This is a genomic window from Sorangium sp. So ce119, from assembly GCF_051524405.1.
In the GTDB taxonomy this organism is placed as follows: Bacteria; Myxococcota_A; Polyangia; order Polyangiales; family Polyangiaceae; genus Sorangium; species Sorangium cellulosum_G.
Genome location: NZ_CP150310.1, coordinates 11695903 through 11721970, shown reverse-complemented (window position 1 = coordinate 11721970; position 26068 = coordinate 11695903). Strand labels below are relative to the sequence as shown.

Annotated in this window: 17 protein-coding genes; 9 read left to right on the top strand and 8 right to left on the bottom strand. The window is 74.6% G+C overall.

Annotation, left to right across the window (positions count from 1 at the left end):
• Nucleotides 1–21 precede the first annotated feature (21 nt).
• Nucleotides 22–969, bottom strand: coding sequence for a DNA-methyltransferase (locus WME76_RS44265; protein ID WP_437958168.1), 948 nt, complete (start codon nucleotides 967–969; stop codon nucleotides 22–24).
• Nucleotides 966–2126 carry a penicillin-insensitive murein endopeptidase gene (locus tag WME76_RS44260; RefSeq protein ID WP_437958167.1) on the bottom strand — a complete coding sequence of 387 codons (1161 nt, stop codon included), beginning with the start codon at nucleotides 2124–2126 and terminating at the stop codon, nucleotides 966–968. The genes WME76_RS44265 and WME76_RS44260 overlap by 4 nt, the downstream gene beginning before the upstream one ends.
• A gap of 42 nt (nucleotides 2127–2168) precedes the next feature.
• Here WME76_RS44260 and WME76_RS44255 point away from each other — a divergent pair, with 42 nt between their 5' ends.
• The gene (locus WME76_RS44255) at nucleotides 2169–3779 is read left to right on the top strand and encodes a hypothetical protein (protein WP_437958166.1); all 1611 of its coding nucleotides are present in this window, start codon (nucleotides 2169–2171) and stop codon (nucleotides 3777–3779) included.
• A gap of 312 nt (nucleotides 3780–4091) precedes the next feature.
• On the opposite strand, the gene WME76_RS44250 is transcribed toward WME76_RS44255, so the two are convergent.
• The gene (locus WME76_RS44250) at nucleotides 4092–4946 is read right to left on the bottom strand and encodes a hypothetical protein (RefSeq protein ID WP_437958165.1); all 855 of its coding nucleotides are present in this window, start codon (nucleotides 4944–4946) and stop codon (nucleotides 4092–4094) included.
• Here WME76_RS44250 and WME76_RS44245 point away from each other — a divergent pair.
• From WME76_RS44245 to WME76_RS44215, 7 genes are all read left to right on the top strand, one after another.
• A complete protein-coding gene (locus WME76_RS44245) occupies nucleotides 4912–10416 on the top strand; it encodes a cellulose synthase (protein WP_437958164.1) in 5505 nt (1834 codons plus the stop codon). The genes WME76_RS44250 and WME76_RS44245 overlap by 35 nt on opposite strands.
• A 294-nt stretch (nucleotides 10417–10710) precedes the next feature.
• Nucleotides 10711–12222 (top strand): serine/threonine-protein kinase, encoded by a 1512-nt coding sequence (locus tag WME76_RS44240; protein WP_437958163.1) that lies wholly within the window; start codon nucleotides 10711–10713, stop codon nucleotides 12220–12222.
• 138 nt (nucleotides 12223–12360) lie between these two features.
• The gene (locus WME76_RS44235) at nucleotides 12361–14754 is read left to right on the top strand and encodes a hypothetical protein (RefSeq protein WP_437958162.1); all 2394 of its coding nucleotides are present in this window, start codon (nucleotides 12361–12363) and stop codon (nucleotides 14752–14754) included.
• Nucleotides 14755–15100: 346 nt separating this feature from the next.
• Nucleotides 15101–17185 (top strand): serine/threonine-protein kinase, encoded by a 2085-nt coding sequence (locus WME76_RS44230; RefSeq protein ID WP_437958161.1) that lies wholly within the window; start codon nucleotides 15101–15103, stop codon nucleotides 17183–17185.
• 115 nt (nucleotides 17186–17300) lie between these two features.
• On the top strand, nucleotides 17301–18404 hold the full coding sequence (locus tag WME76_RS44225) for a serine/threonine-protein kinase (protein ID WP_437958160.1): 1104 nt from the start codon (nucleotides 17301–17303) through the stop codon (nucleotides 18402–18404).
• Nucleotides 18405–18420: 16 nt separating this feature from the next.
• Nucleotides 18421–19089 (top strand): hypothetical protein, encoded by a 669-nt coding sequence (locus tag WME76_RS44220; protein WP_437958159.1) that lies wholly within the window; start codon nucleotides 18421–18423, stop codon nucleotides 19087–19089.
• 8 nt (nucleotides 19090–19097) lie between these two features.
• Nucleotides 19098–20117 (top strand): MBL fold metallo-hydrolase, encoded by a 1020-nt coding sequence (locus WME76_RS44215; RefSeq protein WP_437958158.1) that lies wholly within the window; start codon nucleotides 19098–19100, stop codon nucleotides 20115–20117.
• 93 nt (nucleotides 20118–20210) lie between these two features.
• Here the strand turns inward: WME76_RS44215 and WME76_RS44210 are convergent, their stop codons facing one another.
• Nucleotides 20211–21116, bottom strand: coding sequence for a Uma2 family endonuclease (locus WME76_RS44210; protein WP_437958157.1), 906 nt, complete (start codon nucleotides 21114–21116; stop codon nucleotides 20211–20213).
• A gap of 46 nt (nucleotides 21117–21162) precedes the next feature.
• Nucleotides 21163–21918 (bottom strand): molybdenum cofactor guanylyltransferase, encoded by a 756-nt coding sequence (gene mobA / locus WME76_RS44205; protein WP_437958156.1) that lies wholly within the window; start codon nucleotides 21916–21918, stop codon nucleotides 21163–21165.
• 126 nt (nucleotides 21919–22044) lie between these two features.
• Here mobA and WME76_RS44200 point away from each other — a divergent pair, with 126 nt between their 5' ends.
• Nucleotides 22045–23367, top strand: coding sequence for a CapA family protein (locus tag WME76_RS44200; protein WP_437958155.1), 1323 nt, complete (start codon nucleotides 22045–22047; stop codon nucleotides 23365–23367).
• Between the two features lie 70 nt (nucleotides 23368–23437).
• Here WME76_RS44200 and WME76_RS44195 read toward each other — a convergent pair whose 3' ends face one another.
• The 3 genes from WME76_RS44195 to WME76_RS44185 form a co-directional block, all read right to left on the bottom strand.
• Nucleotides 23438–24403: an NAD(P)-dependent alcohol dehydrogenase gene (locus WME76_RS44195; protein ID WP_437962232.1), complete on the bottom strand. Its 966-nt coding sequence runs from the start codon at nucleotides 24401–24403 to the stop codon at nucleotides 23438–23440.
• 84 nt (nucleotides 24404–24487) lie between these two features.
• Nucleotides 24488–24925, bottom strand: a complete 438-nt coding sequence (locus WME76_RS44190) for a hypothetical protein (RefSeq protein WP_437958154.1) — start codon at nucleotides 24923–24925, stop codon at nucleotides 24488–24490.
• A gap of 275 nt (nucleotides 24926–25200) precedes the next feature.
• Nucleotides 25201–26043, bottom strand: coding sequence for a hypothetical protein (locus WME76_RS44185; protein ID WP_437958153.1), 843 nt, complete (start codon nucleotides 26041–26043; stop codon nucleotides 25201–25203).
• Between the last annotated feature and the right edge of the window lie 25 nt (nucleotides 26044–26068).

Sequence of the window (26068 nt, the reverse complement as noted above, 5' to 3'; positions counted from 1 at the left end):
ACGCAGCGGAGCGCCGGCGGCTCACGCCTCCTCGGCGCGCGCGGGATCGGCTTCCCGCCCGCCGGGCACCTCGATCACGCTGTAGGCGATCGCCTCCCGGTCGAGCCGCTCCCGGAACGTGGCGAACGCGAGTTGGCTGCGATCGCCGCCGACGAAGCGGCGGCCGAGCCGCGCCGCGGCGACGAGCGTGGTGCCGCTGCCGCACATGAGATCCGCGACGGTGGCGCCGGGCGCGGACGAGGCGCGGACGATCCGCTCGAGCAGCTTCTCCGGCTTCTGCGTCGGATAGCCGGTGGCCTCGCGGCGCAGCGGGGTGTTGGCGACCATCCCCGGGATGTCGGTCCACACGCTCCCGAGCCGGCGGCCCTCGTCGGCGTAGTACCGGTACGCCTTGCCGCCGAGGATCCGCTCGCGGTAGAGGCGGCCGTCCTCGTCGCGGTGCTTGAAGTGCATGGCGAGGCTGGTCTCGGCGTAGGGCTCACGGAGCGCCGGGTCCGAGGCGTTGTAGACGACCCGGCCGCGCTCGCTCGCCGCGCGCGCGTAGAGGAGGATCGTCTGGTGCGTGACCGAGAAGCCGCGCGCGCCCCGGCCGCCATTGCCAGGCGCCCAGATGATCTCGCCGAGGAACGCGCCGCGGCCGAAGAGGCGATCGCACGCGACCTTCGCGTCGTGGACCGCGCGGTGATCGAGGTGCAGGTAGAGCGTCGCGCCCTCGGCCATGCGATCGCGGATCGCCGCGAGGCGCGGCGCGAGCGTCGCGACGAGCGCGTCGGCGCTCGCGCGATCGTCGTACGCGTCGGGGCCGCTCTCCGGCCTGCGCCGGCCGCGCGCCTCGCCGCGCGCCGACCGCGCGGTCATCGTCGTCCCGACGCCGAACGGCGGGTCGAGGTAGACGAGATCGAAGCGCACCTCGGAGGGGAGCGCCGCGCAGACGTCGGCCGAGTCGCCCAGCGCGACGAGGTGGCTCACAGCGCGCTGTCGGGCGCCGCGACGCGGGGGCCCGCAGCGGCGCCGCCGGGCAGGAGGTCGTCGAGGATCGCGGCGGCGAGGTCGCTGTCCGCCGGCGCGACGAGCTGCGGCACCGCCGGGAGCCACGGCCAGTAGGGGCCGCCGCCGAGGCAGCCGGAGAGGAACGCGTCCGGCGTGCACGCGACGCGGAGGTGGAGGTGATCGGCGTGCGCCGTGCTGTCGCCCGGCTGGAGCAGCACGCTCTCGGCGTACCAGATGAGCTCCGGGTCCTCGTCGCGCGCGCGGGCATACTCGATGACCAGCGCCTCGAGCCAGCGGGCGAAGAAGAGCCACTGGACGTGCGCGTCGGGCGAGCGGACGAGCGATTTCACGAGGAGCCACGTCCGCTCGACGTCGAGGCGGACGTACTCCTGCGCGCCGGGGAGCGACGCCCCGCGCTCCGCGTCGCCGCCGTCGTCGATGCGCGCGAGCCCGTCCGGCCCGAACTCGATGAAGCCCGGCGAGCGCACCGGGCGGCCGTCCGGGGTCAGCGCGTAGAGCAGGAGATCCGCGTCGCGCCCCGTGCGGTGCGACCGGTGCCCGCGCGTCGCCCCGCCGAAGCGCGCGGAGAGATCGCCGACGAGGAGCGGCTCGCCGCCCGGGCGCGCGCGCGCGACCTCCGCCGCGGCGCGCTGGACGGCCGCGACGAGCCCCGCCGTCCCCCATCGGACGCCGTTGCTGCGGAGCAGGCGGTAGCCCTCGCCCTGCCTCGGGAGCTCGACCGCGTCGGTGATGACGCCGTGGTGCGGGACGCCGATCGAGCCGCGGAGCGCAGGGGCGAGCGGCGTGGGAGAAGAGCCGACGCAGGCCGCGCAGCACAGCGCGACGAGCCCCAGCAGGATCGTGGTGAGGAGGGTGCGGCTCGGCATGACAGGATCGGACGCGACGCCGCTCCCCCGCCGCGCCGGCCCGCTGGATGCCCGCGGCGACGGCCCGGCGTCGCTCCTGCCGCCGATAACCTCGCTGGCGCCGGAGGGAAAGTTCTCGTGGATGCCGTCGAGCTCGCCGTGGGCCGGCGCCCGCGTCAGCAGCGGGAGCGATGCGGTCGAGCCCGCCGCGCCCTGGCGCTCCCGCGCCGGCGACGGGAGATCGGCTGGACCAGCGCGCGCGGTCGCCACCCCCTGCCCTCACGGCGCGATCAGCGCTAACACCCCCCGCCCATGGAGCCCAACCACCGCGCCCCCCAGGGGAACTCGAGCGCGGATCGACGCTCACCGACGGCGGATCAACGCCCCCCGACGGCGGATCGACGCCCGCCGACCGAGGACGAGCCCGAGGGCGTCGCCTGGAAAGGGGCCCTCGCGGTCGCGCTCGTCGTGGGAGGCCTCGTGGTGTGGCGCGCCTGCTTCACCGCGCCCGAGGACGCCGAGAGCAGCGCCCCCGCGCCGTCCAGCGCGACGTCCGCGGCGCCCGCGCCGGGCGATCCGAGCGATCCAGCCGCGCCGGGACAGACGCCGCCGCGCTGCGCGCCCGCGGGCCCCGCGCCGTTCGTGATCGGCGACGCGCCGCCGGCGCCGGTCGCGAAGGACGCCGGGCCCGAGCAGGGCGCGGGGGGCGGCGCCGCTGACAGCGTCGAGGACCTCGCGCCGTTCGCGGTCGAGGTCGGCCGCGGGACGGCGTTCGCCGGCGGGTTCGCGGTGGGCGCGCAGCGGGAAGCGGAGGGCGGGACCATCGCGATGGTGGCCACGCTCTCGGCCGACGGCGCCCAGGGGAAGCTCGTGCGGCTCGCGCGATCGCGGGGCGACATGGATCCGCCGGTCGTCGCGGGCGCGGGCGGCGCGATCCTCGCCGCGATGCTCGAGCCGAACGCCGGCGGGCGCGCGATCAAGATCGCGAGGATCGAGGGAGAGCACGTCACCTGGGGCGCCGAGCTCGCCGAGGGGCGCGACGAGTCGCTCGCGCTCGACATCGCCGCGTCGGGCGAGCGCGCGGTCATCGTCTGGGACGACGTGACCCGCGACGGCAAGCGCTCGCGGATCATGCTCGCCTCCGCCGACGCGGGCTCGCTGCGCTCCGTCACCTCGGCCCGCCCCGTCTCCCAGCCGAGCACCGACGCCGAGCTGCCGCGCGTGATCGCCCGGCCCGGGGGCTACTGGCTCGCGTACATCGCGCGCGCCGAGGAGCCGGCGCGGCGGGCCGCGGCGGAGAAGGGCGACGACGCCGACGAGGACACCGCCGCGGCCGGCGAGACGATCGCCCACCAGTGGATCGAGGTGGTCCCCCTCGACGAGGCGGGCGCGCTCACCGCCACGCCGCGCGCGGTCACGCCGAAGGACGGGCACGTGCTCGCGTACGACCTGACGCTCGGCGAGGACGACGGCGTCATCCTCGCCTTCCGGGACGACGATACCCCGAGCGGCTCGATCGGAGGGCGCATCAGCGCCGTGCTGGTGCGGCTCGGCGGCGTCGGAGAGCCGCGCGTGCTCGTCGGCGATCGGGAGCAGGACGCCCCGCCCGAGGCGGCCCTCGGCGTGGGCGCCGGGGTGCCGGCGCTCCTCCGGGGCGCGGGCGCGCCGGGGCCGGGCGCGCACGACCCCGCCAGCGGCCGCGCGGGCGCCGTGTGGCTCGCGATCGCGAACGCCTCGGGCCCGACGCAGCTCGCGGCGCTCACCGCGCGGGGCGAGCTCCAGGGGGGGCTGCACGCGGAGCCGGCGCTCGGGCGTGGCGAGCCGATCGCGGCCTCCGCGGAGGCGCTGCTGGTGGCGCACCCGGCCGGCAAGGCGATGAAGCTCGACGTGCTGCGCTGCGCGCCGGCCACGCCCGGCAAGTAGGCCGGCCCCCGGTTCGAGGAGGTGCGCCGAGCACCGCATGAGGCGCGGCGCGGCGGGATGCATCGCGTGGCGCGAAAAAAGCCGTGAGCCTGCTCGCGCGCGGCTCGAGATGCGCGCGGCGTCGGTCGAGCAGGCACATGGACGTGGATTGAACGCGCGCGGGTGTGTAGCATCCGCGCCGGTGCACGGGGACGATCCGCAAGAAGGAGCGTCGCGCCGGCCTGGCTTGCCCAGCTTGTCCGGATCGCCGGACGAAGCTGGCTGGGAAGCCAACGCCGACAACGCTCAAATCGCGCGCGTGAGCGCGCAACCTCAGCCCGGCGCGAAGACGCTGCTCGTCGGCAGCGCAGGCGCGTCGAGGCTCGGCACGCCGAGCGCGAACGCGCCACCTGGCGACGAGGCGCCGCCGGCCGCGAACGCGCCGCCAGAGGGCGAAGCGCCGCCGGCCGCAAACGCGCCGGCGGCGACGACCCCGCTGCCGACGCCGCACGCGCCGCTGGCCGCGACCCCGCCGCCGCCGCCGACCGCGCCGGCGGCGACGACCCCGCTGCCGACGCCGCACGCGCCGCTGGCCGCGACCCCGCCGCCGCCGCCGACCTCGCTGCCGCCGCCCAACACGCCGCTCGGCGCGGGCCCGCTGCCGCCGTTGACCCCGCTGCCGCCGCCGAGCGTGCCGCCGCCGGGACCGAACCGGACCCCGACGCCGAGCGTGCCGCCCCCCGGCGGGGGTCCGAGCAGGCCGCCGCCGCTCATCCGCCGCAAGGACGGCAGCGTCGCGAGCGGGCCGCTGCCGCCGCCGCTGGCCCCGCCGTCGAGGCCTCCGCCGCCGCTGCCGCCGGGCGCGAAGGCGCCCGCGTCGACGCCGGGCCAGATCAGCGCGCCCGGCTCTGGCCAGGCCGCCGCGACCGCGCCCCGGGAAGAGCAGCCGCCGGTCCGCTCGCCGCGAGGCGCTCCCGCGCGCCCGCCGACCCCGAACCGCGCCGTGCCGCCTGCTCCGGGCTCCGGCGCGGGCGCAGGGAAGCCGGCGCCGAGCTCCCAGCCGGGCGTGCCCACGCTGGCCTCGCCGGCGGTCGCCGCCTTCAGCGCGACCGCGACGCCGATGCCCATCTCGGTCGACCCGACGGCGACGCCGATGCCCATCTCGGCCGAGCCGATCTCGTCGCCCACGCCCATCTCGGTCGAGTCGATCGAGCCGCTCGTGACGCCCGCGCCCGCCTCGGCCCCCCAGCCGTCGCCGCTGACGCCGCGCTCGGCCACGAGCGAGCCGAGAGTCCCCGCGCAGAGCCTGAAGGCCCCCGCGCAGAGCCCGCAGGCCCCGCAAGCCGTCGCGCCGAGCCCGCAGGCCGCGCAAGCCGTCGCGCAGAGCCCGCAGGCCGCGCAAGCCGTCGCGCAGAGCCCGCAGGCCCCCGCGCACAGCCAGCAAGCTCCCGCGCAGAGCCCGCCGATCGCGGCGCCCGACCTCGCCACGGAGCTCCAGCAGCGCGCCGAGCGGCTCAAGGCCAGCGACCCGGTCGGCGCGGCGCGCGCGCTCGTCGAGCTCGGCATCCACGAGGAGCGGGTGCTCAGGGACCCGACCGCCGCCCGCCGCTCCTACGAGCGCGCGCGGCAGCTCTCCCGCACGCTCGAGCCGGCGCTCTCGCGCGTCCATCGCCTGATCGACGCGCGCACCGAGCTCGCCCTCGCGTTCGAGGTCGTCGAGGACAAGCTCCGCGTCGCCGAGAGCGACGCCCTCCGGGCCGACCTGCTCGCCGAGCGGGCGCGCCTGCTCCAGGCGCTCGGGCGCACGCCGGAGAGCTGCGACGCCTTCACCGAGGCGCTGCGGCTCGTCCCGCTCCACGCCGCGTCGCTGCGCGGGCTCGAGATCGCCCTCCGCCGCGAGAGCGCGCGCAGCACCGAGCAGGCCGGGCGGGACCTCGCGGCGCACCTCGATCGGCTCGCCGACGCGTACGCCCCGGGGCGCGGTCGCCCGGACGGCGACGGCCAGCTCACCGCCTGGATCCACGTCGAGCGCGCCGCCGTGCTCGATCGCAAGCTCCACAAGCCCGAGCTCGCCCTCGCGTCGCTCGAGGGCGCGATCGCGTTCGACCCGGGGCCGGGCCCCGTGCGGGAGGCGCTCCGCCGCCACCTCGTGCACCACGACGGCATCGTCGGCCTCGTCGGCGCGCTCTCGCTGGAGGCCGAGCACGAGCGCGACGACGAGCGCGCGTCGCGGCTGCTCTACACGGCGGCGCGGCTGCTCATCGACAAGATCCGCTCCCCCGGGGACGCGGTGCCCCTGCTGACGCGCGCGTCGACGCGCGCCCCGGCCGGGTCGCCGACCGCGCGGCGCATCGTCGGCGAGCTGATCCGCCTCCTGGAGGCGAGCGGCGCGCTCGAGCAGGCCGCCAGCGTGCGCCAGAAGGAGCTCGCCCTCCTCACCGACCGGGAGGCGATCGTCTACGAGCACGTCCGCCTCGCGGAGATCCACGACACGCTCGGGAACTCGGAGCAGGCCTCCTTCCACGCGACGCGCGCGCTGGAGATCGAGCCCGAGGACAGCTCGACGCGGGAGCGGCTCGACCGCGCCCTCCAGCGCCTCGGCCACCACGAGGAGCGCGTGGAGGTGTGGACCGCCGTCGCCAACGCGAACCGGCCCACGCAGGTGCGCGTCGCGGCGCTGCTGCGCGCCGCGGACATCTCGGAGCACCACCTCAAGCAGCGGGACGAGGCGCTCGCCATCCTGCGCGCCGCGTGGGCGATCGACCCGGGCAACACCACCGTGTTCGACGCGCTCTCGGCCCTGCTCGCGCCGGCGCCGCAGTCGGTCGACGAGGAGGATCCGCGCGGCGTGCGCGAGCGGATCGACCTCTACACGCAGGCGGCCAGCGCGACGGAGGACCCGGCGCGCAAGGTCGGGCTGCTCGAGAAGCTCGTCTCCATCTGGGAGGACGAGCTCGCCCAGCCCGCCCGCGCCATCGAGGAGATCGAGAAGATCCTCGAGATCGACCCGGAGCGGCGCGCCGCGATCCTCGCGCTCCAGCGCAACGCCGCGCGCGCGAGCGACGCGCAGCGGCTCGCGCGCGCGCTCTGCGCCGAGGCCGAGCTCACGAGCAACCCGGCCCAGCAGCGCAGGCTGCTGCTGCGCGCCGCCGACATCACCGAGATCAGGCTCGGCGATCGCGACCGGGCCTCGGCGCTGGTCGATCGCGCGCTCGCGATCGATCCGGCCGATCCGGACGCGCTGCGCGCGCGCTTCCGCCTCGACGAGCGGTCCGGCCGCTACGAGGAGGCGCGCCGCGCGCTGCTCAAGCTCATCCAGCGCGACCCCGCGTCCGACGCGGCGTTCAGCCTCTGGATCGAGGTCGCGGCGCTCGACGAGCGGCGGCTCAAGCGGCCGCACAGCGCCGTCGAGTCGTACCGCGAGGCGGCCCGGCGGAGGCCCTCCCACCCCCAGCCGCGGATCGAGATCGCGCGGCTCCTCCGCGAGACCGGCAACTACGAGAAGCTCGTCGAGGTGCTGAGCTCGCTCGCCGACGAGACGCAGCGGCCCGAGGACCACGCGCGGCTGCTCTTCCAGGCGGCCGAGGTGCAGGAGCTCGCGCTCGGCCGCGATCAGGACGCGCTGCGCCTCCTCGCCCGCGCCGACGCCGCGCTCGCCTCGAGCCAGCCGGACCCGGCCGTCCTCGACGCGATGGAGCGCATCTACGTCCGCGCCGGCGGCGCCGGCTTCGGCGTGGGCCTCGGCGCGCCCGCCGCGCAGCGGCCGGCGACCGGCACGCGCCCCGCGTCCAGCCTGCCGGGGATGTCCCACTCGATGATCGCGAGCGAGCTCGCGGGGCTCTACGCGCGCTGGCTCGAGCGCAAGCCGCCGGCGCTCGTCGATCACGCGCTCCGGATCTCCCTCGCGCTCGTCCTCGCGGAGAGCAGCCCGCGCCACGCCGTCGAGATCCTGGAGGGGCTCGTCGCCGTGGTGCCGAACCACGTCCCCGCGCTCCGCATGCTCGAGCAGCTCTACCGGCTGCTCGAGGCCCCGACGTCGCTCGCGACGGTGCTGCGCGCCGAGGCCGACGTGTTCACCTCGGCCGTCGCGCGCGGCGGCGCCCTCTGGGAGATCGCGTCGCTCGAGGAGCAGCTCGGGCCGAGCGCCGCGCTCGAGGCGCTCGCGCGCATCGTCAAGGAGTCGCCGCGCGACGCGGCCGCGCACCTGGCGATCCTGCGCCTCGCCGGCAAGGTGGCCCCCTCCGATCCGGCCGCACCGCGGGGGCAGGCCCTCTTCACGAGCGCCGTCCGCGACAGCCGCGAGCTGACGAGCGACCCGATCGCGCGCGCCCTCTACAGCATCGAGGAGGCGCTGCTCGCCGAGGCGCAGGCCGACGCCGACCCCGCCGCCGCCCGCGCGGCCCTCGCCGGCTTCCGCGACGCCCTCGCGCTGTGGCCGGAGAGCCTGCTCGCGGCGCGCGGGCTCGATCGGCTCGCCCAGCGCGTCGGCGACAAGGCGAGCATGGTCACGGCCCAGCTCGCGCTCGCCAAGCTCGTCCTCGGGGAGCCCGCGCGCGCGACGCACCTCGTCCGCGCGGCGGAGCTCACGGCCGAGGACACCTCGCCCGAGGGCAACGCGCGCGCGCTCGAGCTGTACGAGAGCGCGCTCCGCGCCGATCCGAGCAGCGTCGCCGCGGCGCGCGCGCTCGCCCAGAAGCTCGCGGGCGACCCGCACCGGCTCGCCGACCGCCTCGGCGAGGCGCTCAACCGGGCGGCGAGCCGCGAGGCGATCACGCTGCTCGGCACGGAGATCGCCCGGTCGGTGCTGCAGCACCAGGGGCGCCCCGGCGCCATCGACCCCGGCGTGGGCATCGCGGCGATCCGGCGCGTCATCGACGCGACCCCGAACGACGCGGCGGCGCTGCTCCTCCTCGCCCGGCTGCTCACCGCGCAGCGCGTCTGGCTGGAGGCCCGCGACGCCCTGAAGCGCGCGGTCGCCGCGGCGACGGACGCCGAGACCAAGATCGCGGCGCAGTTCCTGATCGCCGACCTGTACGAGGGGCCGCTCGCGAACCCGGCGCTCGCGCAGGACGCGCTCCAGGCGGTCCTGTCGATCGACGCGCAGAACCGGCCCGCGCTGGAGCGGCTGCACAAGCTCGGCGTCGCGCGCGGCGATCACGCGCTCGCGCTGCGCGCGCTCGGGCGCCTCGTCGAGCTGTCGCCCGACCCGAACACCCGCGTCGACGCCGGCTTGCGCCTCGCCGACGCCTACCGCGACGCCGGCGACAGCGCGGGCATGGTGCGCACGCTCTGCGACGTGATCGTGAGCTCGCCGAGCGGCGACACGCGCGGCTGGACGGCGCTCGCCCGCCTCTACCGCGTCGACACGAGCGAGGGCGCGGCGGCCTACGCCAAGGCGCTCACGCAGCTCCTCGAGATCGCCGGCACCCGCCGCGTCGCGCTCGACCCGCGCTGGCTGACGACGCTCGGCCTGCTCGAGTCGACGCTGCTCATCCGGCCGCGCGACGGGCTCGCGCGCCTCCAGCAGGCCGTCGCGCTCCCGAACGCCCCGCCGGAGTCGCGCACCGCGCTCGGCCGCGGCCTCGAGGCCGCGGGGCGCAACTCGGAGGCGGTCCAGGTGCTGCGGGACGTGCTCACGTCCGACGCGGAGGTCCTCACGCGGCTCCCGGATCTCGGCCCCGCGCTCGCCGCGCTCGAGGCGGCGCTCGCCAAGGACGGGCGCGCCGAGGAGCGGGTCACCGTCGAGGAGGTCCGCGCCTGCCTCGGCGAGGTGTCGTCCGACCGCATGGCCCGGCTCAGGAGCCGGCGCGTGCCCTCCGAGGCGCCCTACGTCGGGGCGTTCGCCGGCCCCGAGATCGGCCGGCTGCTCGTCCCCGAGGCCCGGAGCTCCTGGATCGACGTGGCGCTCGCGATCGCGCCGATCGCCGCCAAGGCGGTCCGCTTCGAGCTGAGCAACCTGGGGGTCAGCTCGCGCGAGCGGCTCGGCCCGCGCGACAACCACCCGACGCGGCAGCTCGCTGAGCGCGTCGGCCGCTCGCTCGGCATCGAGGCGTTCGAGCTCTACCTCGTCCCCTCGTGGCAGGGCGCCGCGCGCGTCTTCCCGGGCGATCCGCCCGCGATCGTCGCGCCGACCTCGTTCACCGAGCTGCCGGAGCTCGAGCAGACGTTCGCGCTGGCCCGCCTCTTCGCGCGCGTCGCGGTCGGCTTCACCTTCCTCGACGAGATCCCGGCCGAGGCCACCGACGGCCTGCTGCTCGCGGCGATCCGCACGCTCGATCCCGGCTTCGGGTCGGGCGCGATCTCGCCCGCGCGCGAGCACGCCGCCCAGCAGATGCTCCCCGGCATCCAGCGGGCGATCGGGCGTCGCCAGCGCAAGCTGCTCGAGGAGATCGCGCCGAACGTCGCGGTGGCGTACGACGCGCGCGCGTTCGTCATCGGCCTGCGCCGGAGCGAGTACCGCATCGGCTACCTGCTGTCCGGCGACGCGCTCGCCGCGATCGACTACCTGCGCCGGTACGATCGCGACATCGCCCGCTCGACCGAGGAGCCGCGCCTGCTCCTGCAGCACCCGGTGTCCAACGAGCTCCTGCGCTACGCGCTCTCGGCCGAGGCCTTCGCCGAGCGCCGCCGCGCGGGCTCGATCTGGCCAGCAGTCTGAGCTGCGCTCACCCGCTTCGGATACGGGCCCACCTCGACGTTTTCGGTGCTCGGCGTACGTGAGTACGCCTGCGCGCCGAAAACGCCGATCTGGGCCCGTCTCCTGTGCGGGTGAACGCAGCTCGGCGCAGCTTGTGCGAGAACGATGTTTTCGCGTCGCGGCAACGACAGCGACGTACGGATGTCCCCGACACTGCTGCGACGCTCACATAATTGTTTGACCTGAGCGGTGTAGTAGCGCGCTAGACGCGCGGGGCGCCGGCTCGGCGGGCGGCGCGTGGTATCCTGTCTCCGCGTGACCAACACTCTGGTCCCGGGCGCCCTGGTGGCGAGTCGCTACCGGGTCGATCGCCAGCTGGCCGAAGGAGGCATGGGGGTCATCTGGGCCGCCACCCACCTCTCGAGCGGCGAGCGTGTGGCGCTGAAGCTGCTTCGTCCCGGCGCGACGGAGGACGCCTCCACCCGCCGGCGCCTCCTCCGGGAGGCGCGCGTGGCCGCCGCGGTCGATCACCCGAACGTGCCGGGCATCCACGACGTCCTGGAGCTCGACAACGGGACCCCGTTCCTCGTCATGGATCTGCTCGAGGGGGAGTCGCTCCGCGACAAGCTCCTGCGGGAGGCGCAGATACCGCTCCCCGAGCTGGCGCGCATCCTCCTGCCCGTCATCTCGGCGGTGGGCACCGCGCACGCCCTGGGCATCGTCCACCGCGACCTCAAGCCCGACAACATCTTCCTGCTCACGCCCGATGCGGCGGCGCCGCTGGCCGCGTCGACGGCGCCCGCGTCCGGCCCCCGCGCCGTCGACGCAGGCAGCGGCGCCGCGCCCGCGTCCTCCCCCGACGGGGCGCCTGCGGCGCCGTCGCCCGTCCGGGCGCCGCTGCACGACGAGGCCGCCCGGGTGCGGGTGCTCGACTTCGGCATCGCCAAGCTCACCGCGGCGCACGGCGAGACCGCGTGGACCTCGGGGCGCACCGGGACCGGCGAGATGCTCGGGACCCCCTACTACATGTCGCCCGAGCAGATCCTCGGCGAGCACGACGTGGATCACCGCGCCGACATCTGGTCGCTCGGCGTCATCCTCTACGAGTGTCTCACCTCGGTCCGGCCCAACGAGGCCGCGAGCATGGGCAAGGTGCTGAAGCGCATCCTGACGGGCGCGATGCGGCCGATCGGGGAGGTCGCGCCCGCGCTGCCCGCCGACGTCGCCGCGATGGTCGATCGCATGCTCAGCCCGGATCGCGCGCAGCGCCCGGCAGATCTCCGCGAGGTCGGCGCGCTGCTCGAGCGCTACGCGGACGTCGCGCTCCGCCCGTTCGGCCCGCCCGCGGCGCCGAGGGAGCCGGAGAGCGACGCGCTCTCCTTCGAGGCCCGCGCCGGCGACGCGCTCTCGGCCGGCGCCGCCGACCTGGACGGCGAGGCGTCGGTCGCGACGCTGCGCGCGGGCAGCCTCCTGCCGGCGCCCCCGTCGAGCGTCCCGCTGCCCGCGCGCCGCGCCCCGGCGTCCCCGCTGGAGGCGCCCGGCGCCGCGGCGGCGGACGCCGACGGCGCCGCCGCGGAGGGCGGCGAGGGAGCCGCCGCCCCGGCGGCGGGGGCGCGCGGCGCGAAGAGCGCAGGCGTCAAGCTCGCCGCCGCGCTGATCGTCGCCGCCGGAGCTGCCCTGTCGCTGCTCCGCTGCTCGACCTCCTCGGCGCAGGAGCCGCCGCACATCCTCCTCGTCGCCCCGGGCGCCAATGCGCCGGGCGACGCCGACGCTCCGCTCGATATCGAGGTGCAGAAGTCAACTCCGGACAGGCCGGAGATGCCTTGAGGGAACTGCCTGAAATACAGGCGTGAGGCCCCTCCTGACGCCTGTCGTGACGCGACGAGACGGTGTTCGGGTAACGTCGGATTCCTGTTGCGCCGCGCTCTTGAACAGGGTGAGTCTCTCTCACCCTAGGAGAGAGGCATGCCTACAGAAGTCATCGTCCGCATCCGTTCCCCTCGCGGGATCGTCGACCTGCCCGGCACGGTGGATACCGTCGGGCCGGCCGCGTCCGCTGCGTTCGAAGGGCGCAAGTCCACACCGGGAATTCGCCTGCTCGCGGTGGCGGTGAACGACAACGACTATGCCATCTCGCTCCAGGCGCCGGTGCCCGCGGAGCACCTCGCGGCGCTCCGGGAGCGCGAGGGCAAGGCGGTGCTCATCGTGTTTCCGGGGCGCACGCCGGTGCGCCGGCGGCTCAAGGCCGTCGCCGCCTCCACCTTCGAGGTCGAGCCGGATCAGGGCGTCGCGTCGCAGGCGGCGCCGATCGACCTGACCGCCGGGCGCCAGGGGGCCGCGCCGCTCTGGCTCTTGCCCGTCGGGGCGTTCAGCGCGAGCCCGGCCCTCGCCGCCGACGGGATCGCGGCCAGCGACGCCCTCGTCACCGCGGCCCGGTGGATCTCCTCGCGCCGGACGAGCACCTTCACGCAGCTCTTTCCGCCGAGCGCGTTCCACCCGGAGGAGCCGCTGCGCAAGGAGCGGCTCTCGGCGGGCCGGGGCATGGCGCTGCTGGAGCAGGCGCGCGCGGCGCTCGAGGCCGCGGCCGTCGGCGGCGACGAGGCGCGGCGCGATCCGACGGCGGCCGCGACGCTCCGCTCGTCGGCGCTGACCATCCTGTCGCACCTCATCGCGACGTCGCTCGACGACCGCAGCTTCGCGCCGGTCGCCGACCGCGCCGCCCAGGAGATCTTCGCGCTCATCGACAAGGAGGCGGGCGACGAGACGGCCCGGCCCGCGCTGCGCGCCCACGCGATCCAGCTCCTCCAGCTCCGCGCGCCGGGCCTCACGGCGGACCAGCAGGAGCGCGCGCGGGGGCTCGTGCGCGGCCTGCTCCGCGAGGCGCCGCCGTACGACGAGCTCACGGGGCCGTGGAATTTCGCCGTGTGCAGCGCCTCGGAGTTCCACGAGGGCGAGTGCCGCATCCTCGTGTCGGCCTACGAGTTCAAGGAGATAACGCCCCCGCCGGACACGCCCCCATCGCCGAGCGGCTGGAGCCCTTACCGCGTCTTCGAGGCGCCCTTCAAGACGCCCTCCGGCGAGCCCATCCGCATCTTTGCCCGCACGGCCACCCCGCGGGACGAGAACCTCGAGATGGGGGTGAAGTTCTTCATCGGGCTGCTCATCAACCGGCACGCCCAGCTCGGCTCGTTCGACCTCCGCGCGGCCGCGGTGAAGGTGCGGCAGGACGGCTACAAGCTGATGATGAACTCGCAGTGCGCCGGGCTCACCACGCGCTTCGCGATCTCTCAGATGTTCCCCGACGCGGACATCTATTCATCCTGGGACTCGACCTATTTCCGGGTCGGCCAGGGCGGCGCTGTCACCGCCTCCGAGGGGATCGATTGCTTCGTCGCCGCATTGCGCGGGATGAGCGAGCGCGCGTCGCACGCCGAGCTCGACGCGCGCATCCGGAAGGCGCAGTGGCACCACCCGCAGGCGCAGGTCCCCGGGTTCTCGCAGTTCGTCGGGCCCTCGCACCCGCTCGTCGTCGCCCGCTACTCCGACGTGAACCGGGACGGGCGCGCCGATTATTACGACGGCTTCCTCGACTTCCAGCTCACGGAGATCGCCGAGGACATCCAGGGCTCGATGACGCCGCGCGACCCGGGGGTGAGCGCGTCGCAGATCAGCGGCGACGCCGCGGCGGGGCTCAACTGGGCGGCGGGCAGCCTCAACCGCGTCGCGCAGTACTCGGAGATCTGGGCGGGGCTCGCGGGCCAGAGCGAGCTCTATTATGTCTTCCAGTCGGGGGGCTTCTTCAGCCACCGCGAGCCGCCGCACGACGTGCCCACCGGCAACGCCGTGCGGCAGGATCTCGGGCGGCTCCCGGCCGTCACCCGGTTTCACGAGAGCAAGGACGCGCCCGGCGGCCTGTCGGTCGACGTCATGTTCCACAGCCACCTGAGCCACGCGGCCCAGGAGCTGAAGCGCCTGCTCTGCGCGGCCGACGCCATGCGCCGCGCCTTCGATCTCGGCTATCTCGAGGGCGAGGACGCGCTGTCGACGCCGAGGGGCCAGCGCTGCGCCATGCTCCTCACGATGGCCGGTCTCCTGGAGTTCCCCGCGGATCAGAACTTCATCGACGGCCTGTGGTCGATGGCGCTCAAGGCGCTGCGGCTGCCGCAGATCTCCCGCAGCGCGGTGCGCGCCTGCATCACCGAAGAGGACCACGAGCTGTCGAACTACTACGGTTCGCGGCGCGGCCTGGGCCAGCTCCTGGCAGCGCTCCAGAAGAGCGATCCCGTGACGTTCGAGCAGCTCGGCACCGAGGATCCGCTGGTCGGCCGGCTCGCCGAGCTCGACCTCGGCGCCGCCTGACGCCGCCCCCATCGCGCGAGGGCTCCGCGGCGGCCTCTCTCCACATCACGGAACAGGGCTACTCCCGATCGCGGGAGCTCGGGAGTCGCGCCGTCAGCCCGCACCGGTTTCAACCAGGGACGGTCTGCGCAACGGACGACCGGACGATTGCGCCAGCATTGAAGGGAGCGCGGCGCGCGCCGCGAATCGCGAAGCGCCGCCGAGCGCGTCGGCCACAGCGCTGGCCGAGCCGCCGGGCGTTGCTCAGCGCGGTCGCCCGAGCATTGGCCGAGCGGCGCCGGGCGTTGCTCTGGGCGGTCGGTCCAATGCTTGAGGCCCCCTGTTCGTCGGCGTACACTCGACAGGGATGAAGTTGTTGCAGGCCGTCGCTCGGATCGGGCTGAGGTCGGGGGACGATCCGCGGCTGCGCCAGCACAAGAGGATTCTCACGCTCACGGCCGCGCTCAAGGCGTGCGCGTGCCCCGCCTGGGTGATCGCCTATGCGGCGAGCGGGGATGTCCGCTCGGCGGCGATCCCGCTCGGCTACACGGCGTGCACGGCCCTGAGCCTCGTCCACTTCGCCCGGACGAAGGAGTTCGCCGGGTTCCGCTTCCGCCAGGCGCTGCTCATCTTCGCGCTGCCGTTCCTCATGCACGCGAGCCGGGGCGGGTTCGTCGCGTCGAGCGGCGTCGTCCTGTGGGCGCTGCTCGCGCCGCTGACCTTCTTGCTGTTCCACGGGTCGCGGGCGTCCATCCCGTGGTTCGCCGCCTACGCGCTCCTCGTGGTGATCGCGGGCGCCATCGACCCCCTGCTCTCGGCGCGGGCGCCGGAGACGCCCGAGGCCCTCATCGCCTGCTTCTTCGCGATGAACATCCTCACGGTGTCGGCCATCGCCTACGCCGCGGTGCAGTATTTCGCGCGCCAGCTCGCGGAGGAGCAGGAGAAGCTCGCGGAGCTCGTCGCCTCCTCGGCGCAGGCGCTCGACGACGTGGCGCGGTGGTCGTCCGCCGCGGCGACGCAGATCACCGAGGCCATCGGGGCGCGCGAGATCGCCGTGTGGAAGGCCGAGGCGGAGCGGATGGTCAGCCTCACCGCGACAACCACCGAGGCGCCCTCGGCCGAGGCGCTGCGCGGCGCCGCGCTGGCGAAGCGGCCGCTCCCGAGGTCGTCGGACGTCGTGATCCCCGTCGTCGGCATGTCGGGCGACGTCCACGGCGCCCTGGTCATCGTCGGCAGCAGCGTCGTGTGGACCGACACGACGAGGCGGCTCGTCGACTCGTTCGCTCACCACCTCGGCAGCGCGCTCGAGCTGTCGCGCATGCGCAAGGAGCTCGCCGGCGCGGCCGAGCGCCGGAAGGCGACCCTCGAGGACATGGTGAGCCGCGGAATCGACGTCCTGCAGATCTGCCCGAGCTGCCATCGTTGTTACGATCAGAACGCACCGCTGTGCAGCGACGACGGAGCCGCGCTGAGCATGCCGCGGCCGTTCCCTTACCGCGTCGCCGGGCGATATCGGCTGACCCAGGTCGTCGCGGAGGGCGGCATGGGCCGCGTGTTCCGGGCCCAGGACGAGCGGCTCGGGCGCGACGTCGCGATCAAGGCCATCAGGGCAGAGCATTTCAACAACGACGATGTGCGCGTGCGGTTCGCGCGGGAGGCGCGCCTCGTCGCGCGCATTCAGCACCCGTCGGTCGTCGAGGTGTACGACTCGGGCGAGCTCGAGGACGGGTCGCTCTACATCGTCATGGAGTGGCTGGAGGGCTGCAACCTGGCTCATGCCATGAGGCACAACGGGCCCGGGACGCCTCCGCAGGTGGCGTTGCTCCTGCGCGAGGGCGCCTCGGCGCTCGCGGCCGCGCACGCGGCGGGGCTCGTGCACCGCGACGTGAAGCCGGAGAACATCTACCTGGTTCCGTCCACGTCTCCGGGCGGCTTCCGCGTCAAGATCCTCGATTTCGGCATCGCCAAGGAGATCTCGGCGGACGTCAGCGCGACGTCGACGGGCATCTTCCTGGGGACTCCGCTGTACATGGCCCCCGAGCAGGCCAGCGGCAGGCCGGTGGACGCGCGCAGCGATATCTACTCCTTCGCGGCCGTCGCGTACCAGGCGCTCACCGGGCGGCGCGTCGCGGCCGGAGACGACCTCTCCACCGTCCTGTCGAGCCTCTCGCGCGTGGCCCCTCCGCCCGTCTCATCGCTGCTCCCGGGGACGCCGCCGGCGATCGACGACGCCTTTGCCCGGGCGCTCGCCCTGTCGCCCGACGAGCGACCGGACGAGATCGAGGCATGGGTGAGCTCCTTCGTCGACCACCTCGACGCGCTGCCCCGGCGGTGCCGTGGCTGGCGCGCCGCGGGCGTCACGCACGACCTGGACGACTTCAGCCGCGTCGAGACGGTCCGGATCAACGAGCCCGGGGCGAAGCTCCCGTCGGTGGCGCCGCGCGCGTCGTGACCGCGCCCGCGTCGTGACCGCGCCTGCGTCGTCGCTGCGCGAGCGCCCCGGGCCGCGGGGAGGTGGGGCCTTGCAAAGAGGGCGGTGGAGGGGGTATGCCCGGAACGGGACCTCCATGCTGTGCCCTCGTTGCCACCGGCGGTACGCGGATGACCACCGCTTCTGCCCGCACGACGGGGAGAAGCTGGTCAAGAGCCTCGACATCCGGCGGATCCGGTCGCAGCCGACCGAGCACGTGGGCGCCGTCATCGCCGAGCGGTACCGGGTGCGAGGCCTGATCGGCAGCGGCGCCATGGCGCAGGTGTTCCTGGCGGAGGACACGCAGGGGGGCGCGCCCGTCGCGCTGAAGCTGCTGGAGCCGAGGTTCCGCCGCGAGCCCAAGGTGAAGGCGCGGTTCCTCATCGAGGCCAAGGCCGCGGCCACGGTCGTGCACCCGAACCTCGTCGAGGTCCTCGACATCGGCCTTCACGACGGGTCGCCGTACCTCGTGATGGAGCTCCTCTTCGGAGAGTCGCTGAGCTCGCTGCTCCTGCGCGACAAGCGGCTGTCTCCGGAGGCCGGCGTGCCCATCCTCCTCCAGGCCGCGGCGGGGCTCGGCGCGGCGCACCGCGCGGGGATCGTCCACCGGGACATCAAGCCGGCCAACGTGTTCCTCGTGGGCGAGAAGGGCGACGCCTGGGCGGCCAAGGTCGTCGATTTCGGGTTCGCCAAGCTGTACGAGCACTCGGGGCTCACCCAGGCCGGGGTGACCGTCGGCACGCTCGAATACATGGCTCCGGAACAGACCATCAGCGACCCGCCCGACGCGCGCACGGACGTCTACGGCTTCGGCATGCTCATGTACCGCGCGTTCTCCGGCAAGCTCCCCTTCAGCGTCGCGCGGGGCTCTGGCCACGCGCTGACACCCGCCATGGAAGAGGCGATGGTGCTGGGCCATCAGCTCATGACGCCGCCCCCGCCGCCCGGCCTGGGCGCGAGCCCGGCGTCGAGGTCGCTCGAGGCGGTGATCATGAAGTGCCTGCGCAAGCGGCCGGAGAACCGGTATCCGTCGATGGAGGCGCTCAGCGACGATCTCGGTCGGATCGGGCGGCCTGGCGCGCTCGCGGCGGACGCGCCGATCGCCTCGCCCGACGTGTATGTCGCGAGGACGCCGTATGGAGAGCACGCGGCGCGGTTCCTGTACAAGCAGCTCGGCAAGGTGTACGGCGCGGCGCCGTAGCCGCGACATGCCCGGCATGCGGCGCCCCGCACGGTTCGCACGACGCCGCGCCCCGGCGCTGGCCGCCTGCGCCGCCGCCCTCGGCTGGCCGCTCGCCGCGGGCGCGGCGCCGGGAGCGCCGCGCGAGGCCGTCGCGGGCGGAGCGCCGCGCGAGGCCGACGCGGGCGGAGCGCCGCGCGAGGCCGCCGTGAGCGGCTCCGCCACGGAGCCCGGAATCCGCCTCACGCTGCCGTGGCTGCTCGTCCAGCTCGTGCCGAGCCCGGAGCTGTGGATCGGGGCGAGCGGGGCGCGCTTCGGGGTCCGCTGGCAGGTGACGCCGCTGCTCTACTCGTTCGGGATCAACCGCAAGCTCTCGCCGTGGCGCGCCTTCGTCGTCGAGCCGCTCACGCGCCACGCGGGCTCCATCGAGCTGTTCGGCTCGCCCGAGTACGTCGCTGGCCCGGGCGCGGCGGCCGGGGGCTGGATGGTGCGCGGCGGCGTACGGTCCTATTTCCCGCTCCTCGACCGGGGAGAGGCCCTGTCCTGCTCGCTCGGCGCGTCCGTGGTCCACGCCCGCGATCAGGTGGCCGCCTCGTACGAGGCGGGGATCTACACGCTGTTCGGCGGCCTCGGCGCTCAGGTGACCGTCACGCCGACAGCCGCCTTGCGGTCGACCACGATCACGCTCAGCATTCGCTACTTCTGACGCCGCGCATGGCCAAGCGCATCTCCTCGTCTCCCGCACGATCGCCCGCGCTGTCAGCCACGCTGTCACGCGCGCTGTCGGCGGCGGGGTCGCTCGCGCGCCCGCTCGCCGCGGCGCTCCTCGCGATCGCCGGCCTGTCGAGCTGCGTGCCCGCGCGCATCCTCGGGGACAACGTCGCCATCCTGTTCGACCGGCCGCTGCCGGTGCCGGACAAGGTGCGCGAGCCTCGTCGACCGGAGGCGCGGCTCGCCGTCCTCTGGGTCGGGCACGCGACCGTGCTCGTGCAGATCGACGACAAGTTCATCCTGACGGACCCTGTCTTCACGTCGAATGTGGGGATCATCGTCAAGCGGCTCGTCGAGCCGGGGCTCGACCCCGAGGACCTGCCGCCCATCGACGCCGTCCTCGTCTCGCACATGCATTTCGACCACCTCTCGCTGGGGTCGCTGTCGCTCATCGAGCCGAAGGTACGGACGCTGCTCGTACCGCAAGGCGGGCTCGTCTACGTGCCGAATCACGCGTTCGAGTCGATCGAGGTCCCTACCTGGACGACATGGCAGCAGGGCGATCTGAAGATCACGGCGGTCCCGGTGAGGCACGCCGGATACCGGTACGGCCTCGACCGGGACTGGATGACGACGAGCTACACCGGATATGTGATCGAGTATCACGGGATCACGGTGTATTTCGGCGGCGATACCGCGTACCAGCGCGATTATTTCGAGGAGACGCGCGCGCGGTTCCCCGGGATCGATCTGGCCCTCTTGCCGATCGCGCCGGTGGGGCCGCGCGAGTTCATGGCGCCGAAGCACGTGGACCCGGCGGCGGCGGTCCAGGCCTTCCTCGACCTCGGGGCGCGCCGGATGATGGCCATGCATTTCGATACCTTCATCAACAGCACCGACACGTTCGGCCAGGCGCCCCGCGAGCTCCGGCGCGTCATGGCGGCGCGCGGGCTGGGGCCCGACCGGGTGATCGTCCCGAGGCACGGAGAGCAGCGGATCCTGATCGCGAGATGGGCGCCGTGAGGCCGGTTCAAGGCCGGCCGGCGGGGGCGCCGGCGCCGCAGGAGAGATGGCCCGATCAGGGGACCCGGGAGCGTCTGGCAGGAGGCGCGAGCGTCACGACCCGCGCCTCCCCTTGAGGCGCTCGATCTCGGCCAGCGCCTCGGCGAGGCGGCGCTCGATCTCCTCACGCTGGCGCGCCTCCTCCTTGCGAAGGCGCGCCTCCTCCTTGCGAAGGCGCGCCTCCTCCTTGCGAAGGCGCGCCTCCTCCTTGCGCTTGCGCGCCTCCTCGGTTGCCCGCTCCTCGGCCGCTCGAGCGCGCACCTCCAGGGCGTCGAGCATGGACTCGAGTGAGCCGATCATCTCGTCCGCCTCGAGCAGCGCCGAGGTGCCGTGGAAGAAGCGAAGGCGCTCGTCCTCGATGGCCAGGTCGAGCCCGAGCACATGCGAGACGTACCGGCCGCCCTGCGGGATGATCGGCTCGTACCGGCGCGGCCCGGCGCCGGACCGCCCGCCCGCCAGGGGCAAGCGGAAGCCCGAGAGCTTGAGCCGTGCCCGGTCGAACACGTAGTACTCGGGGATGCCGAGGCGCGCGTACCGCTCGACGTTATCGGCCAGATCCTTGCGGCGGCGGCCGGAGACGATCACCTCGAGCGCGAAGTCGAGCCCGCGCCCCTCCACGCTGACGACCCACTTCTCGCGCCGGTGCACGGGCACGTCGAGCACGGCCATGACGTCGGCCGCGAACATCCGCTCGCCCGGGTAGTACACGGGCAGCTCGCACGCGAGGTACACGCGGCGCCCGATCCGGGCGAAGTAACTGCCGAGCGCGGAGCGGGCACCGACCTTCGCGCCGAAGTGCTCGTCGCCCTCCGGCGGCGACGCCTCGGAGACGGGGAACTCGGAGGGGAGACTCGCGACCACGCGGGCGCGGCCAGCCGGGCTGAGCCGAGTCCAGACCTCCTCGGAGGGCGCGCGCGGGTCGTCGGGATCGACGCGGTACAGGGCAGCCGGCTGGCGCATCACCGCAAGAATACCCGGTGCGGCCGGTCCGTCCCAGGCCTCGGTTTCACGGGCGGCCGGCCGAGCCTCCCGGCGCGAGGTCCTCCGCGGCGTCGAGCTCACGCAGGGCCGCCGCGTAGTCCTCGGGCGTGTTGAGGTTGCGCAGCGACCGCAGCGCCAGATCCGCCTCGCGGAGCCGCGGCTCCGCGAGCAGGAGCTCCGGCTCGGCGACCAGCGTGCGCGTCCGCTCGAACAGGGAGGACAGCCGCAGCGTGCCCTCCGCGAGCAGCGCCGCCGCGTCGGCGCGCACCGAGCAGGCGTACACCGCGCCGAGCGGGTGATGGTGCCCGTCCGCCCACGGGACGGCGACGGCGTGGCCGCGCGCCTGCAGGTCCGCGAGGCGCCGCACGAAGGCGGGGTGCAGGAACGGCGCGTCGGTCGCCGAGACGTAGGCCCGCTCGGCGAGGGGCGCGACCGCCTCGAGCCCCACCGCGATGCCCTGCAGCGGGCCGCGGCCCTCCTCCGGGTCGCGCACGACAAGCACCCCCTCCGGCAGCGGCGGCAGCTCCTGCCCGGGCGCCGCGACCACCGCGATCGGCCACGCCGCCTCGCCGAGGCGCCGCACCACCCGCTGGAGCAGCGCCTCGCCCCCGAACGGCAGCCACGCCTTGGGGCGCCCCATCCGGCTGCTCCGACCGCCGCACAGCACCACGCCCGCCAGACCGGCGGCGCGACCGGTCGCGCCGCGCTCGCCGTCCAGCGCGCCGGGCATGCCGGGTGCGCCGGGTGCGCCGGGTGCGGTCGAGATCTTCCCCTGATTCATGAGGATCGCGCCGCGTCCGAGCATGGGCGCGCGCCCGGGCGCCGGCCACCGGGATCGCGCCCCTCGCCCGGATTGTTGGGCGCCGGCGCGCCCCCGTGGATAATGCGGCCCGAGAAGCCGCCTGCGATGCGCCACGCCCCTGTCCTCCTCGCGATGTGCGCTGCGGCCGCGCAGATCGGCTGCGAGCGGCCCGCCAACGTGGGCGCCGGGCTCGCTCCACCGCCCGCCGTCGCCGCGGCCGCCCCTGGCGCGCCCGCGGCCGCCCCCATCGCGCCCGCGGCCGCCCCCATCGCGCCCGCGGCCGCCCCTGGCGCGCCCGCGGCCGCCCCTGGCGCGCCCGCGGCCGCCCCCATCGCGCCCGCGGCCGCCCCTGGCGCGCCCGCGGCCGCCCCTGGCGCGCCGGCCGACGCGATCACGCTCCTCGCCGGCGGCGACGTGTGCCTCGGCAAGGCGCTCGGCCAGGAGCTGCTCCGCAACCCGGCGCACGACCCGTTCGCCCCGGTCGCGGCGCTGCTCGCCTCCGCCGACGTGCGCTTCGTCAACCTCGAGAACCAGCTCAGCGACCAGGGCGGCGAGACCCAGCACAGCCGCCAGCCGCTCGTGTTCACGGGCCCGCCGGCCGGCGCGGACGCGCTCGCGCGCGCCGGCATCAGCGTGGTGTCGCTCGCGAACAACCACATGTGGGACTACGGCAAGGGCGCGTTCCTCGAGACGCTCGGCCACCTGGAGCGCGTCGGCGTCGCCTACGTGGGCGCCGGCCGCACGCGGCGCCAGGCGTACGCGCCGGCCGTCATCGAGCGCCGCGGCTTCCGCGTGGCGGTGCTGGCCGTGACCGGCATCTGGAACCAGGGCTCGCTGTGGGAGCACCCGGCGCGCGAGTTCGTCGCGGCCGCGGAGCGGTACGGGCTCGCCGCCGCCGTGCGCGCCGCGCGCAAGCAGCCCGGCGTGGACGCCGTCGTCGTGAGCTACCACGGCGGCACCGAGTACCTCGACACCCCGCTGCCCCAGGCGCGCGCGGTCGCCGCCGCCGCCATCGACGCCGGCGCCGACGCCTTCCTCGGCCACCACCCGCACGTGCTCCAGGGCATCGAGCTCCGCCGCGGCCGGCCCATCTTCTACAGCCTCGGCAACTTCATCATGAAGGTGAAGAGGACCGGCCCCGCGGTCGAGCTCGCGATGCTGGCCCGCCTGCGCCTGCGGCGCGGCGCGCCGCCCGTCGCGGAGATCTGCCCCGTGCGCAGCGAGGGCCTCGGGACCGTCCCGCTCGCGGCCGACCCGCGGCGCGCCGAGACCGAGGCGGCGTTCACCGCGCGGATGCGCCACGTCGCGGCGTTCGTCGACGGCGAGCCGGCGATCGGCCCGTTCGCCGCCGACGGCTGCGCGCCGCTCGAGGAGGCCGCGAAGGCGGCCCCCGCCTCGCCGCCGAAGGTCGCCGGGCCGATCCGCTGAGCGACACGCTGGCCATCCGTCGCGCGTGCATTACCGCTCGGGGCGAGCGCTGCGCACGCGCGCGAGCCCCTCACCCGAAGAGCTTCAGCACCACGTTGCCCGTCTTCTGTCCGGACGCAACGTAGGCATAGGCCTCCTGGATCTCATCCAGGGTCACGGTGCGGTCGATGACGGGCCGAAAACGGCGCTCGGTGAGGAGCCGGCCCATCACCTCGAGAAACGCCTTTCGGTCGATGGGTACAGGGAACACGACCCGCTTTCCGCCGAGAGCGGGCGTGAGGAGCGCCAGGAATGGATTCTGCCATCCGGGCCCGGGCTCCGAGGAGACGTACACACCCCTGGGCGTCAACAGGCGCTTGCAGGCGCCAAACGTGCTCTTTCCCACGGCGTCGAACACGTAGTCATAGGCCTGGTCGTCCCGGGTGAAGTCCGCTTCCTCGTAGTTGATGACCCGATCGGCCCCCAGCGACTTGAGCAGCTCCAGGTTCCTGGTGTTCCCCACCGCGGTCACGGTGGCGCCCCGGTATACGCACAGCTGCAGCAGCGCGGATCCGATCGCGCCGGTAGCCCCGTTGATCAGCACGCGACGACCGCTCTCGAAGGCCGCTCGCTCGAGGATGCTGTGAGCATACCAGGCGCCCTCCAGGGAGGCAGCAGCCTCTTCGAAGCTCAGGCCGGCGGGCATGCGCGCGACCGAGTCATCTCCGGAAATGACGAGATACTCCGCATGAGACCCCGTCCCGAGATCGTTGATCCCCCAGACGTCGTCGCCGACCGCAAAGCTGCCGACGCGCGCGCCGACCGCCTCCACCCGCCCCGCGAAGTCGGTCCCGAGCGACTGGGTCCTGGGTCTGCGGAGACCGGTCATGAACCGCATGATGAACGGCTGGGCCGAGAGCAACGCGCAGTCGGTGCGGCTCACCGTGGCTGCGTGGACCCGAACCAGTATCTCGTCATCGGCCGGCGTGGGCACCGCCACGTCTTCGATCCGGATGACTGCCGGTGTTCCATACCGTTCCCGTCGGGCGGCTCTCATGGCTACGTGATACCGGAGAGAGCTGAGCGCGTCCATGTCGCTCACCGGATCGTGTGTCGCCGTATCAACCCAGGCAACATCACCTCAATACTCCATGTCCGCTGCGTGTGCTTCCCAATCGATGGCCAGGAGCTGCGTGACCACGGCCGGGTCGACCGGGAACGCGAAGTCATCCTGGAACCAGATCACCACCAGGCCGGAGAAGTGGCTGCTCCGGTCGCGAGCCGGATCGAGCGAATCGAACCGGCCGATGCAGGTCACCCGCGGCAGGGCCGAGGGGGTGCCGAACGGGTACGGGTCATCCTCGGGGAGCTCGATCGGCGCCTCTGTCGGCCGGATCAGGTACGGTCCGCCGGGGTACGGCTTGTCCCGGTGCTCCGAGACCAGCTCCTCGATCTGCTCCTTGTTCCGCTCGACGGTGGGCAGCCCCTCCAGCATGCCCTCGTAGGTCAGGTACTGTCGAAGCTCGCGAAGGTACAGCCGTCGCCCCGAGGGCATGTCGAATTCGCCGACGCTGGTCATCCGTGTGCCTACGCCTCCACCGCGGAGATGGGTGCCACCCGTCTTTTGCTGGAGGCACGTCCACCGGGAGATGGGTGCCACCCATCTTTTTGCTGGAGGCACGGCCACCAGGAGACGGGTGCCACCCGTCTTTTTGCTGGAGGCACGGCCACCAGGAGACGGGTGCCACCCATCGTTTGCTGGAGGCACGGCCACCGGGAGACGGGTGCCACCTCTCGCGGACGCGTCGCGGCCCTCCGTGCTTCCTCCGAGCCAGCCCCCCGGCGCCGCGCGCCTCACGCCCGCCCGCGCCGCGCGCCCCCCACCTCGTCGACCGCCTCGAGCGCGCTCTCGATCTCGCGAACCAGCTCGTCCGCCGCCTGCTGCTCCCTGTCGGCGCGCGCCTCCTCGACCGACGCGTCGAGGCGCACCTCCACCCGCCGCAGCAGCTCCGCGACCCGCTTCCCCTCGGTCGAGGCGGCGTCCACGCGCCGCTGCTTCAGGGCGCCCAGCGCGGCCTCCACGGCGGGCAGCAGCGGCGCGGCCACGACGGGGTCGGCGGCCCTCAGCTTGGCCCGGGTGCGCTTCGCCAGGCCGAGCAGCCGGCCGAGCGGCGAGCGGGCGCGCCGGCGCTGCACCACCCACCCGATCGACGCGATCACACCCGCGCCGAGCAGCACGGCCGCGCCCTGCACGTAAGGCACAACCGCGGGCGCGACGGGCGGGAGCACGGCGTCCGGCACCTCGACCGTGATGCCGCCGTTCAGGCAGCTCGTCAGCTCCTGCGCCGTCTGGAGCCGCGCGCGCGCGAGCGGGAGGAGCCGGAGCGGAAGGCAGGGCGCCTCCACACCAGCGAGCGCGCAGGCGGGCGCCGGATCCCCGGTCGCGATGGCGTGCACCTCGTGGGCCACGGGGTCGCGGCTCGTCACGTGGAAGCCGCCCTGCGCGAAGTCGACGAGCCCGCCGCTGTCGACCGAGGCGCCGCCCGGCGCGCCGGCCGGCCAGGTCGTCGTCGCCGCGTCGATGACCGAACCGTCGGTCGAGCAGACGAGCTTGCCGCGGAGGACGATCTCGCCGCCCGGCGCCACGTCGACGTGCTGCGCCACCCGATCGCGCCGGAGAGGGAAGGTCTGGGTCATGGGCTCGCCTCGAACGTGCCGGTAG